General features: G+C 71.9%; 9 protein-coding genes. 5 read left to right on the top strand and 4 right to left on the bottom strand.

Annotated elements, in window-relative coordinates:
• Window positions 1–613: 613 nt before the first annotated feature.
• The 4 genes from ACFRAV_RS22245 to ACFRAV_RS22230 all read right to left on the bottom strand — a co-directional run bounded on the left by ACFRAV_RS22245 (window position 614) and on the right by ACFRAV_RS22230 (window position 5,763).
• Complete coding sequence (locus ACFRAV_RS22245) at window positions 614–1,420, bottom strand: hypothetical protein (RefSeq protein WP_382558006.1); 807 nt, start codon at window positions 1,418–1,420, stop codon at window positions 614–616.
• A gap of 130 nt (window positions 1,421–1,550) precedes the next feature.
• Window positions 1,551–2,843: a citrate synthase gene (locus tag ACFRAV_RS22240; RefSeq protein ID WP_382558005.1), complete on the bottom strand. Its 1,293-nt coding sequence runs from the start codon at window positions 2,841–2,843 to the stop codon at window positions 1,551–1,553.
• Window positions 2,844–3,061: 218 nt separating this feature from the next.
• Window positions 3,062–5,338, bottom strand: coding sequence for an ATP-dependent RecD-like DNA helicase (locus ACFRAV_RS22235; RefSeq protein WP_382558004.1), 2,277 nt, complete (start codon window positions 5,336–5,338; stop codon window positions 3,062–3,064).
• A 65-nt stretch (window positions 5,339–5,403) separates the two neighbouring features.
• The gene (locus tag ACFRAV_RS22230; RefSeq protein ID WP_382558003.1) at window positions 5,404–5,763 is read right to left on the bottom strand and encodes a hypothetical protein; all 360 of its coding nucleotides are present in this window, start codon (window positions 5,761–5,763) and stop codon (window positions 5,404–5,406) included.
• Between the two features lie 275 nt (window positions 5,764–6,038).
• Here ACFRAV_RS22230 and ACFRAV_RS22225 point away from each other — a divergent pair, with 275 nt between their 5' ends.
• From ACFRAV_RS22225 to rbsD, 5 genes are all read left to right on the top strand, one after another.
• The gene (locus ACFRAV_RS22225; RefSeq protein ID WP_382558002.1) at window positions 6,039–7,100 is read left to right on the top strand and encodes a LacI family DNA-binding transcriptional regulator; all 1,062 of its coding nucleotides are present in this window, start codon (window positions 6,039–6,041) and stop codon (window positions 7,098–7,100) included.
• Complete coding sequence (locus tag ACFRAV_RS22220; protein ID WP_382558001.1) at window positions 7,097–8,683, top strand: sugar ABC transporter ATP-binding protein; 1,587 nt, start codon at window positions 7,097–7,099, stop codon at window positions 8,681–8,683. Before ACFRAV_RS22225 ends, ACFRAV_RS22220 begins: the two co-directional genes overlap by 4 nt.
• The gene (locus tag ACFRAV_RS22215) at window positions 8,673–10,628 is read left to right on the top strand and encodes a substrate-binding domain-containing protein (RefSeq protein WP_382558000.1); all 1,956 of its coding nucleotides are present in this window, start codon (window positions 8,673–8,675) and stop codon (window positions 10,626–10,628) included. The genes ACFRAV_RS22220 and ACFRAV_RS22215 overlap by 11 nt, the downstream gene beginning before the upstream one ends.
• 87 nt (window positions 10,629–10,715) lie before the next feature.
• Entirely contained in the window at window positions 10,716–11,672 is a 957-nt protein-coding gene (locus tag ACFRAV_RS22210) for a ribokinase (RefSeq protein WP_382557999.1), read from the top strand.
• Entirely contained in the window at window positions 11,669–12,055 is a 387-nt protein-coding gene (gene rbsD / locus ACFRAV_RS22205; protein WP_382557998.1) for a D-ribose pyranase, read from the top strand. Before ACFRAV_RS22210 ends, rbsD begins: the two co-directional genes overlap by 4 nt.
• Window positions 12,056–12,092: the final 37 nt, after the last annotated feature.

The following is a 12,092-nucleotide window of genomic DNA, read 5'->3' as shown; positions in this document are numbered from 1 at the left end:
GCGCCCGGGGCCCCGGCCGGGCCCGCGCCCCTGGTCAGGCGGCCCGGCCGGGTGACCGAAAAACGGCTTGCGGCAAATCCGTCGTCCTCTGGATCTGCCACCCGTTCCTCACATAAGCTCTTCACAAGTCTCGCGCGCCATCTTCATGCGTCGCTGACCGGCTCGTTCTGCCGGGCAACCGCCGCGGACAGGAGACCGCGGGAGATGCAGATCACAGTGATGTCAACGTAACCCTTCAGTGCATTCGAAGGTCTAAGTTGGCGGTGCCGGAAGCATCTTGGGGGGTGTGACCGGCATCTGCGGAGACGTCTTGGGGGACGCCTCCGGAGCTGCGTTGCCGGGGCACGTGCGACCGGGGAGCTTTGAGCGGCCCTCCCGACGGTACGGGTCCCGGCAGACCGCACAACGCGTGCCGTCCTGACGGCGCGCGCAGCGTTTCAGGCGCTGCCCGTGGACGCCCGGGCCCGGATCCCGTGGGGGGAATCCGCACCGGGGCACAGAAGGGCGCCCTGTACGTCGGCCCGTGGGGGGACCGGCGGCAGGGCGCCCTTCGTCTTTCTCCGTCCGGTGGGCCATGGCGCCCCTGGGGCGAGGGGGCCGCAGCGGCCGCCCTCTATCCGTGGACGTCGAACTCGTGGCCGTGTCCGGCGTCCACGGGGCAGCCGAAGACCCGAAGGTCCCCCCAGCGGCCGACAGTGATGCCCGTGCCGTGGTCGCTGGCCACGGTGAACAGCAGACGCATGGAGGCGTCGCAGGCACGGCAGCGCACGTCCCACGGGGCGGCCACGTGCCAGGTGGGCCACCCGCCGAACTTGCACCCCGCGACGCGCGTGATGACGTCGGCCCCGTCCTCGCCGCCGGTCTCCGCCACCAGCCGGTCGAGGTCCTTCGCGATGTCGTCCGGGAGCTCCTGCGGGTCGGGGAAGTCCGTCAGCGGTACCGGTGTCAGCGTGTGCGGCACCGGCGAGAAGCCGTAGTCCTCGTCCTCCTGCCGCACGGGGGCCGGGGGCCGCAGGGGTTCCCCCGACAGGTCGGCGGCCCGCCGCCATCGGATCTCCACGACGGGGTTGCCGTCCACCTGCGGAGCCGGAGGATCCCAGTGCGTGTTCGGGCACCAGAGGAGCTGGAACACGTCGGCGCCTTCCGGCCACCAGTCTCCTGGAGCGTCCCGCCGGAAGACCTGCACCACGGGGATCATCGCCACGGGCGGCAGCCCGGACGGCTCCCGTTCGTCGGGCACGGAGCAGTGCGGCCAGGGCTCGTCCGCGGCCCAGAGCATCGGACCGGCGATCGAACTGTCGTGGAGAGCCGGCGCCCGCTCCGTCGGGTGGAGGACGACCGCCGGCCGTGCGTAGGGGGCGAGGCCGGGTACGGCTGTGACGATCGCGTCGGCGGACGGTCTGTTCGCGTAGGGCAGCATGGCCGGAGCCTAGGGTGCCGCGCCTCGCGCACCGGCGCCACGGGTGCCCGTACGGCGCCCCGGACGCGCCGGAGCCGCCCCGGTCGGAGACGACCGGGACGGCTCCAGTGGCAAAGCGGTGGGCGGCCGGTCAGGCGCGCTCCTCCACCGGGACGAAGTCGCGCTCGACGATGCCCGTGTAGATCTGGCGCGGGCGGCCGATGCGGGAACCCGGCTCCTTGATCATCTCGTGCCACTGCGCGATCCAGCCCGGCAGGCGGCCCAGCGCGAACAGCACGGTGAACATCTCGGTCGGGAAGCCCATAGCCCGGTAGATCAGACCCGTGTAGAAGTCCACGTTCGGGTACAGGTTGCGGGAGACGAAGTACTCGTCGGACAGCGCGTGCTCCTCGAGCTTCAGCGCGATGTCCAGCAGCTCGTCGGACTTGCCGAGCGCCGAGAGCACGTCGTGGGCCGCGGCCTTGATGATCTTGGCGCGCGGGTCGAAGGACTTGTACACCCGGTGGCCGAAGCCCATCAGGCGGACGCCGTCCTCCTTGTTCTTCACCTTGCGGATGAAGGAGTCGACGTCGCCGCCGTTGGCCTGGATGCCCTCGAGCATCTCCAGCACCGACTGGTTGGCGCCACCGTGCAGCGGGCCCCACAGGGCGCTGATGCCGGCCGAGATGGACGCGAACATGTTGGCCTGCGAGGAGCCGACCAGGCGCACCGTGGAGGTGGAGCAGTTCTGCTCGTGGTCCGCGTGCAGGATCAGCAGCTTGTCGAGCGCCGAGACCACGACCGGGTCCAGCTCGTACTCCTCCGCCGGCACGGAGAACGTCATGCGCAGGAAGTTCTCGACGTAGCCGAGGTCGTTGCGCGGGTAGACGAACGGGTGGCCGACCGACTTCTTGTACGCGTGCGCCGCGATCGTCGGGAGCTTGGCGAGAAGGCGGATCGTGGAGAGGTGCCGCTGCTTCTCGTCGAACGGGTTGTGGCTGTCCTGGTAGAAGCTGGACAGCGCCGAGACCACCGAGGACAGCATCGCCATCGGGTGGGCGTCCCGCGGGAAGCCGCGGAAGAAGTTCTTGACGTCCTCGTGCAGCAGGGTGTGCTGCGTGATCTCGTTCTTGAACGTCGTGAGCTCGTCGACCGTCGGGAGCTCGCCGTTGATCAGCAGGTAGGCGACCTCCAGGAAGGTCGACCGCTCGGCCAGCTGCTCGATCGGGTAGCCGCGGTAACGCAGGATTCCCTGCTCACCGTCCAGATAGGTGATCGCGGATTTGTAGGCGGCGGTGTTGCCGTAGCCGCTGTCCAGGGTCACCAGACCGGTCTGGGCCCGGAGCTTCGCGATGTCGAAGCCCTTGTCGCCGACGGTGCTGTCGACCACCGGGTAGGTGTACTCGCCGTCGCCGTACCGCAGTACTACAGAGTTGTCGCTCACGTCTTCCCTCACCGACCTAGTCCTCATCTTCGAGGTGCCCTGACCGCCTCTACCTTCCCCCAACTGGCTCTGGCGAGTGCACTCGGGGTCGACCATCGGGCCCATCGGCGGCACTCAGTGCCGTCAACCTGTTCATCCTGCCCGTCGCGGGCCGGTTGCGGAAGGCCACTGTGACCTTTGCGACCCATTTGATCGATCATTTTTATCGAAAAGAATCCTCACACCGACGATCGGGGCCCCGGGAGCCGCCCCGCGCCGGAAAGCCTGTGGTCCAGCGCCGTGCAACGCCGCCCCGCCGAGACGGTGCGCACCGCCTGCCCGATGGCTTTGCGGGAGCCAACGAGCACGACCAGTTTCTTGGCCCGGGTCACCGCCGTGTAGAGCAGGTTGCGCTGCAGCATCATCCACGCGCCGGTGGTCACCGGGATCACCACGGCCGGGTACTCGCTGCCCTGCGAGCGGTGGATGGTCACCGCGTAGGCGTGGGCCAGCTCGTCGAGCTCGTCGAAGTCGTAGGGAACCTCCTCGTCCTCGTCGGTGAGCACCGTGAGCCGCTGCTCGTCGGGATCGAGCGAGGTGACGACACCGACCGTGCCGTTGAAGACCCCGTTCTTCCCTTTTTCATAATTGTTACGGATCTGTGTGACTTTGTCCCCCACACGGAAGACCCGTCCGCCGAATCTCTTCTCGGGCAGGTCCGGGCGTGCCGGGGTGACCGCCTGCTGCAGCAGGCCGTTGAGCGCGCCGGCGCCCGCCGGGCCGCGGTGCATGGGGGCGAGCACCTGTACGTCGCGGCGTGGGTCGAGGCCGAAGCGGGCGGGCAGCCGCCGGGCGGCCACGTCGACGGTGAGGCGGCCGGCCTCCTCGGTGTCCTCCTCCACGAACAGGAAGAAGTCCTTGAGCCCGTCGGTGACCGGATGGTGCCCGGCGTTGATCCGGTGCGCGTTGGTGACCACGCCGGACTGCTGCGCCTGGCGGAAGACCTTGGTCAGGCGCACCGCCGGGACGGGGCTGCCGTCCGCCAGCAGGTCCCGCAGCACCTCGCCGGCGCCGACGCTGGGCAGCTGGTCCACGTCGCCGACGAACAGCAGGTGGGCACCGGGGGCGACGGCCTTGACCAGCTTGTTGGCGAGCAGCAGGTCCAGCATGGAGGCCTCGTCGACCACCACCAGGTCGGCGTCCAGCGGACGGTCCTGGTCGTAGGCGGCGTCCCCGCCAGGCTTGAGCTCCAGCAGCCGGTGGACGGTGGAGGCCTCGGCGCCGGTCAGCTCGGCGAGCCGTTTGGCGGCCCGGCCGGTGGGCGCGGCCAGCACCACCTTGGCGCGCTTGGCGCGGGCCAGCTCCACGATCGAGCGGACCGTGAACGACTTGCCGCAGCCGGGCCCGCCGGTGAGCACGGCGGCCTTCTCGGTGAGGGCCAGCTTCACCGCCGCCTCCTGCTCCGGCGCCAGCTCGGCCCCGGTACGGGTGCGCAGCCAGCTCAGCGCGCGGTCCCAGTCCACGCCGCGGAACCAGGGCATCCGGTCGTCGTCGGCACGCAGCAGCCGCAGCAGGCGGGAGGCCAGCGCCTGTTCCGCCCGGTGGAAGGGGACCAGGTAGACGCCGGTGACCGGGCTGCCGTCGTCGTCCGGTCCGGGGACCCTCTCGCGGACCACTCCCGGCTCCTCGCCGTCCGGCCCGGGCTCGGCCAGCTCGGCGAGGCACTCGATGACCAGGCCGGTGTCCACCTGGAGCAGCTTGACCGCGTCGGCGATCAGGCGTTCCTCGGGCAGGAAGCAGTGGCCCTGGTCGGCAGACTGGGAGAGGGCGTACTGGAGCCCGGCCTTCACCCGCTCCGGGCTGTCGTGCGGTATGCCGACGGACTGGGCGATCTTGTCGGCGGTGAGGAAGCCGATGCCCCAGACGTCGGAGGCGAGGCGGTAGGGCTGGTTCTTGACGACGGAGATGGAGGCGTCGCCGTACTTCTTGTAGATGCGCACGGCGATGGAGGTCGACACCTCGACGGTCTGGAGGAAGAGCATGACCTCCTTGATCGCCTTCTGTTCCTCCCAGGCGGCGATGATCCGCTTCGTCCGCTTGGGACCGAGACCGGGGACCTCGATCAGGCGCTGCGGCGACTCCTCGATGACGGTGAGGGTGTCCATCCCGAAGTGGCGGGTGATGCGGTCGGCGAAGACCGGGCCGATGCCCTTGACCAGGCCGGATCCGAGGTAGCGGCGGATGCCCTGGACCGTGGCGGGCAGGACGGTCGTGTAGTTCTCGACGTGGAACTGCTTGCCGTACTGGGGGTGGGAGCCCCAGCGGCCCTCCATCCGCAGCGACTCCCCGACCTGGGCGCCGAGCAGCGCCCCGACGACGGTGAGCAGCTCGCCCGGGCCCGAGCCGCGGCCGGTGTCGACCCGGGCGACGGTGTAGCCGTTCTCCTCGTTGGCGTACGTGACGCGCTCGAGCACGCCCTCGAGGGTGGCGAGTTTGCTGGTGGGCGGAGTTGCCATGTTCCGACGTTACCGCCGGGCGGCGACAACGCCGGGGGCCTGTGGAAAACCCGGGTGAGGGGCGGTCAGCTCTTGCGGGCGACGTCGCGCGCCCACAGCACCAGGGGGACCTGCAGGGGCAGCCGGCCGTAGGCGACGGCCTTCATCGAGGCGGGGCGGCGGCTCCAGTCGCGGGCCATCTTCACGTTCGCCGGGAAGACGCCGACGAAGAAGGCGGCGGTCGCCAGGGCCGCGGTGCGCCGGGTGCGGGGTGCGGCGAGGCCGGCGGCCAGGGCGAGCTCGGCCGCGCCGCTGGCGTAGGTCCAGGCGCGGGCGGAGCCGGGGAGGCCGCGGGGGACGATCCCGTCGAAGACGCGGGGACGGGCGAAGTGGGCGGCGCCGGCCGTGGCGAGGAGGGCGGCGAGGGCGAGGGGCGAGCGGGACATCGGGGTCTCCTCAGAACGGTGTGGACCGATGCTACTCACGGGTAGCTCCGCGGTGACGGAGATGCGCCCCCTTCCGCGAAACGTTTCGCCACCCCGCACGGCCATCGGCCGCCCGCCGCCGTCGAGGCTCGGCACCCCCCACCTCACCCGCTCACCCGCTCACCCGCTCACCCGAGCGAGCTATCTCACAACTGGCCCCCAGACCCTTGCCAACCGCCCGTGTAATCGATTCCAATCGCTCGTGTAAACGTTTCCACAAGGAGGTGGAACCGCTCATGCCTGGCATCAAGGACGTCGCGGCCCGCGCCGGAGTCTCCGTCGCCACCGTGTCGCGTGCGCTCAACCTGCACCCCTCGGTGAGCGCGGACGCCCGCGCCCGGGTGCTGGCCGCGGTCGAGGAGCTCGGGTACCGCCCCAACGCGGTGGCCCGGTCACTGCGCACCGACCAGACCCGCACGCTCGGGCTGGTGATCAGCGACGTGCTGAACCCGTACTTCACCGAGCTCGCCCGGGCCGTGGAGGAGGAGGCGCGCGCCCTCGGCTACAGCGTGATCATCGGCAACGCCGACGAGCGCCCCGACCTGCAGGACCACCACATCCGCAACCTGCGGGACCGTCGGATCGACGGCCTGCTGGTCTCCCCCACCGACGGCGGCACCCCCCTGCTGCTCGACACCGCGCGGGCCGGGACCCCGGTCGTCTTCGTGGACCGGTGGATCCCCGGCGCGGACGACGTGGACGTGCCCGTGGTCCGCTCCGACGGCCGGGACGCGGTGCGGGAGCTGGTCGCCCATCTCCACCGCCTCGGTCACCGGCGGCTCGCCATCATCGCGGGCCCGGCCGCCACCACCACCGGCAGCGAGCGGGTCGAGGCGTTCCGCGAGGCGCTCGCCGCGCACGGTCTGGAGCTGCCCGACGCCTACATCGGCCAGGGCGACTTCCAGGCCGAGAGCGGCCGGCGCGCCACCGAGCGGTTCCTTGACCTGTCCGAGCCGCCCGAGGCCGTGTTCGCCGCCGACAACCTGATGGCGCTCGGCGCCCTGGACGCCGTGCGCTCGCGCGGCCTGCGGGTGCCGCACGACATCGCGCTGGCGGCGTTCGACGACATTCCCTGGTTCGTGCACACCGACCCACCGGTCACCGCGATCGCCCAGCCCACCGGCGAGCTCGGCCGTGCGGCCGTGCGCGCCCTGGTCGACCGCATCGAGGGCCGGGCCGCCCGGTCCGTCACCCTTCCCGCCCGGCTCGTCGTCCGCCGCTCCTGCGGCGAGGACGGCCCTGACACCGGGACCGGTCCGGAGAACGGGACCGACCCCCAGAAGAGGAGCAACCCGTGAGCGACACGGACGAGTTGCTGCGCATCGAAGGAGTGCGCAAGGCCTTCCCCGGCGTGGTCGCGCTCGACGGCGTCGACTTCGACCTGCGGCGCGGCGAGGTGCACGTGCTGCTCGGCGAGAACGGCGCGGGCAAGAGCACGCTGATCAAGACGCTCTCCGGCGCCCACCGCCCGGACGAGGGCCGCCTCCTGGTCGACGGACGGGAGGTGACGATCGGCAGCGCGCAGGACGCCGAGAAGCTCGGCATCGCCACCATCTACCAGGAGTTCAATCTGGTCCCGGACCTGACCGTGGCCGAGAACATCTTCCTGGGCCGCCAGCCCCGCCGGTTCGGCATGATCGACCGCCGCCGCATGGAGGCCGACGCCGCCGAGCTGCTGGAACGGGTCGGGGTGGCGGTCTCGCCGCGGGCCCGGGTGCGTGAACTGGGCATCGCCCGCCTGCAGATGGTGGAGATCGCCAAGGCGCTCAGCCTGGACGCCCGGGTGCTGATCATGGACGAGCCGACCGCGGTGCTCACCTCGGAGGAGGTCGAGAAGCTGTTCTCGATCGTCCGCCGGCTGCGCGAGGACGGCGTGGGCGTCGTCTTCATCACCCACCACCTGGAGGAGATCGCCGCCCTCGGCGACCGCGTCACCGTCATCCGCGACGGCCGCAGCGTGGGCCAGGTCCCCGCCTCCGCCCCGGAGGACGAACTGGTCCGCCTGATGGTGGGCCGCTCCATCGAGCAGCAGTACCCGCGCGAGCGGGCCACAGCCGGCGAGCCGCTGCTGCGGGTGGAGGGGCTGACCCGTGACGGCGTCTTCCACGACGTGTCCTTCGAGGTCCGGGCCGGCGAGGTCGTCGGCATCGCCGGCCTGGTCGGCGCCGGCCGCACCGAGGTGGCGCGCGCCGTGTTCGGCGCCGACCCCTACGACGCGGGCACGGTGACGGTGGCGGGGAAGGGTCTGCGCCGCCACGACGTCAACGCCGCGCTGGACGCCGGGATCGGGCTGATCCCGGAGGACCGCAAGGGCCAGGGCCTGGTCCTCGACGCCTCCGTGGCGGAGAACCTCGGCCTGGTGACCCTCCGGTCGTCGACGAAGGCCGGGCTGGTGGACCGCAAGGGCCAGCGGCAGGCCGCCGGGCGGATCGCCGAGCAGCTCGGCGTCCGGATGGCCGGCCTCGACCAGCAGGTGCGCACGCTGTCCGGCGGCAACCAGCAGAAGGTCGTCATCGGCAAGTGGCTGCTCGCCGACACCCGGGTGCTGATCCTCGACGAGCCGACCCGCGGCATCGACGTGGGCGCCAAGGTCGAGATCTACCAGCTGATCAACGAACTCACGGCCGCCGGAGCGGCGGTCCTGATGGTCTCCAGCGACCTGCCCGAGGTGCTCGGCATGAGCGACCGGGTGCTGGTGATGGCCCAGGGCCGGATCGCGGGCGAGCTGCCCGCCGACGAAGCGACCCAGGACGCGGTGATGGCCCTCGCCGTCTCGACCCGGCCCGACCGGTCCCCGCAGCCCACGCAGTCCACGCACACCACCGGCGAAGAGGCCGGGAACGCAGGAACCAAGGAAGGGAAGGCCGACCGTGGCCACTGACACGCTCAAGAGCAGGCCGGGCGCGAGTGGCGCCGGCGGCCTGCGCCGCATCCTGCTCGACAACGGCGCGCTGACCGCGCTGATCGTCCTGGTGGTCGCCATGGCGGCGCTCTCCGGCGACTTCCTGACCGCGGACAACCTGCTGAACATCGGCGTCCAGGCGGCGGTCACCGCGATCCTGGCGTTCGGCGTCACCTTCGTCATCGTCTCGGCGGGCATCGACCTGTCGGTGGGCTCGGTGGCCGCGCTGTCGGCGACCGTGCTGGCCTGGACGGCGACCTCCGAGGGCGTTCCGGTCGTCGTCGCCGTGATCCTGGCCGTCGCCACCGGCCTGGCCTGCGGCCTCGTCAACGGTGTGCTGATCTCCTACGGGAAGCTGCCGCCGTTCATCGCCACCCTGGCGATGCTGTCGATCGCGCGCGGTCTGTCGCTGGTGATCTCGCAGGGCAGCCCGATCCCGTTCCCCGAGTCGGTCTCGCACCTCGGCGACACCCTCGGCGGCTGGCTGCCGGTGCCCGTCCTGGTCATGGTCGTCCTCGGCCTGATCACGGCGCTGGTCCTGGGCCGCACCTACATCGGCCGCTCCATGTACGCCATCGGCGGCAACGAGGAGGCCGCGCGGCTGTCCGGCCTGAAGGTCAAGAAGCAGAAGCTGGCGATCTACGCCCTGTCCGGGCTGTTCGCCGCCGCGGCGGGCATCGTGCTGGCCTCCCGTCTGTCCTCCGCGCAGCCGCAGGCCGCGCAGGGCTACGAGCTGGACGCGATCGCCGCTGTCGTCATCGGCGGCGCCTCGCTGGCCGGCGGCGTCGGCAAGGCCTCCGGCACGCTCATCGGCGCGCTGATCCTCGCCGTGCTGCGCAACGGCCTCAACCTGCTCTCGGTCTCCGCGTTCTGGCAGCAGGTCGTCATCGGCGTGGTCATCGCGCTCGCCGTCCTGCTGGACACCGTCCGACGCAAGGCCGGCGCCACCCCGGCGGCCGCCTCCCCGGCGGGCGGTGGCGGAAACCGCGGCAAGCAGGCCTTGACCTACCTGCTGGCCGCCGTGGTCGCGGTCGCGGTGGTGGCCTCGATGTCCTTCCTGCACAACGGCTCCGACTCGGCCGCCAGGCAGAAGGTGGGTCTGTCGCTGTCCACCCTGAACAACCCGTTCTTCGTGCAGATCCGCCAGGGCGCGGAGCAGGAGGCGAAGAAGCTGGGCGTGGACCTGACCGTCACCGATGCCCAGAACGACGCCTCCCAGCAGGCCAACCAGCTGCAGAACTTCACCAGCTCCGGCCTGTCCACCATCGTCGTCAACCCGGTGGACTCCGACGCGGCGGGCCCCTCGGTGCGCTCCGCCAACAAGGCGGACATCCCGGTGGTGGCCGTGGACCGCGGCGTCAACAAGGCGGAGGTCGACACGCTGGTCGCGTCCGACAACGTCGAGGGCGGCCGGATGGCGGCCCGCTCGCTGGGCGAGAAGCTGGGCGGCAAGGGCTCCATCGTGATCCTCCAGGGCCAGGCGGGCACCTCCGCCAGCCGTGAGCGCGGCCAGGGATTCGCCGAAGGGCTCAAGGAGTTCCCCGGCGTCAAGGTGGTCGCCAAGCAGCCCGCGGACTTCGACCGCACCAAGGGCCTGGACGTCATGACCAACCTGCTCCAGGCGCACCCCGACGTCCAGGGCGTGTTCGCCGAGAACGACGAGATGGCGCTCGGCGCCGCGAAGGCCCTCGGCTCCCGTGCGGGCAAGGACGTGCAGGTCGTGGGCTTCGACGGCACCCCGGACGGCCTGAAGGCCGTCGAGGCGGGCACCCTCTACGCCTCGGTCGCGCAGCAGCCCACCGAGCTGGGGAAGATCGCCGTCCGCAACGCGCTGGACGCGGCCGAGGGCAAGGACCTCAAGGACCTGGTCAAGGTGCCGGTGAAGGTCGTCACCAAGGAGAACGTCGGCTCGTTCGGCGGCTGACGGCCCGACAGAGGCAACGGGTCCGGAACCGGCAACGGGTCCGGGTGGAAGCGGACGGTCCGGGTGAGGAAGACGAGGGAGACAGTGATGTTCGACTACGACCTGGTGGTCGTCGGTTCGGCCAACGCCGACCTGGTGATCGGCGTCGAGCGGCGGCCCGCCGCCGGCGAGACCGTGCTGGGCTCGGACCTCGCGGTCCACCCGGGCGGCAAGGGCGCCAACCAGGCGGTGGCCGCGGCCCGGCTCGGGGCTCGCACGGCCCTGGTGGCCCGGGTGGGCGACGACCCGCACGGAGGGCTGCTGCTGGACTCGTTGTCCTCCTCCGGCGTGGACACCGCCGCGGTGGCGGCCGGCGGGGCGCCCACCGGCGTCGCGCTGATCACCGTGGACCCGTCGGGCGACAACAGCATCGTGGTGTCGCCCGGCGCCAACGGGCGGCTGACGCCCGAGGACGCCCGGACGGCGTCCGAACGCGTGCTGCGCCGCGCGCCGGTGGTCTCGGCCCAGCTGGAGATCCCGCTGGAGACGGTGACCGAGGCGGTGCGCCTGCTGGCGCCGGGGACGCGGTTCGTGCTGAACCCGTCGCCGCCGCGGGAGCTCCCCGCGGAGCTGCTGGCGGCCTGCGACCCGCTGATCGTCAACGAGCACGAGGCGCGGGTGATCGCCGGCGACGGCCCGCTGGGCGACACCCCCGAGGAGTGGGCCCGGGCGCTGCTGGCGCTGGGACCGCGCTCGGTGGTGGTCACCCTGGGCGCGGAGGGCGCGGTGACGGCCGAGGCGGCGGAAGGCGCGGCCTCGGCGGACCCGTCGGCGCAGGGCGCGGCGGCCGGCGTCGCGGTCAACCGGGTGCCGTCGGTGAAGGTCGAGGCCGTGGACACCACCGGCGCGGGCGACGCGTTCACCGCGGCGCTGGCCTGGCGTCTGGGCCTCGGCGAGTCCCTGCCGGCGGCCGCCGGTTACGCGGCGCGGGTCGGCGCGGCGGCGGTCACCCGGGAGGGCGCCCAGGCGTCCTACCCGACGGCCGAGGAGGTCGAGGCGCTGTGAAGCGGTCCGGAATCCTCAACCGCCACCTGGCCGGCGCACTCGCGGAGCTGGGCCACACCGACGAGGTGCTGGTCTGCGACGCGGGCATGCCGATACCCGCGGGCCCGCGGGTGGTGGACCTGGCGTTCCGCGCCGGGGTGCCGTCCTTCGCGGAGGTGCTGGACGGGTTGCTGGAGGAACTGGTCGTGGAGGGCGCCGTCGCCGCGTCCGAGGTGCGGGACGCCAATCCGGCGGCCGCCGCGCTGCTGGCCGGCCTGCCCGGGCTGCGCCTGGTCCCCCACGAGGAGCTCAAGCTGCGTTCCCGCGACGCCCGCCTGGTGGTCCGCACCGGCGAGGCGGCCCCGTACGCCAACGTCCTCCTGCGCTGCGGCGTGTTCTTCTGACCACGGCGGCCGGTGCGCATGACGAAGGGGCCCGGTC

The sequence above is a fragment of the Streptomyces sp. NPDC056600 genome, from assembly GCF_042792855.1.
GTDB lineage: Bacteria > Actinomycetota > Actinomycetes > Streptomycetales > Streptomycetaceae > Streptomyces.
Note: the sequence above shows the minus strand (reverse complement) of the source record. Positions and strands in the feature narration are given on the sequence as shown.

What these genes read in the sequence shown, in the direction of transcription:
- ACFRAV_RS22245 (WP_382558006.1), bottom strand. Translation starts at nt 1,420, where the DNA reads ATGCTGCCCTACGCGAACAGACCGTCCGCCGACGCGATCGTCACAGCC.
- ACFRAV_RS22235 (WP_382558004.1), bottom strand. Translation starts at nt 5,338, where the DNA reads ATGGCAACTCCGCCCACCAGCAAACTCGCCACCCTCGAGGGCGTGCTC.
- ACFRAV_RS22230 (WP_382558003.1), bottom strand. Translation starts at nt 5,763, where the DNA reads ATGTCCCGCTCGCCCCTCGCCCTCGCCGCCCTCCTCGCCACGGCCGGC.
- ACFRAV_RS22225 (WP_382558002.1), top strand. Translation starts at nt 6,039, where the DNA reads ATGCCTGGCATCAAGGACGTCGCGGCCCGCGCCGGAGTCTCCGTCGCC.
- ACFRAV_RS22210 (WP_382557999.1), top strand. Translation starts at nt 10,716, where the DNA reads ATGTTCGACTACGACCTGGTGGTCGTCGGTTCGGCCAACGCCGACCTG.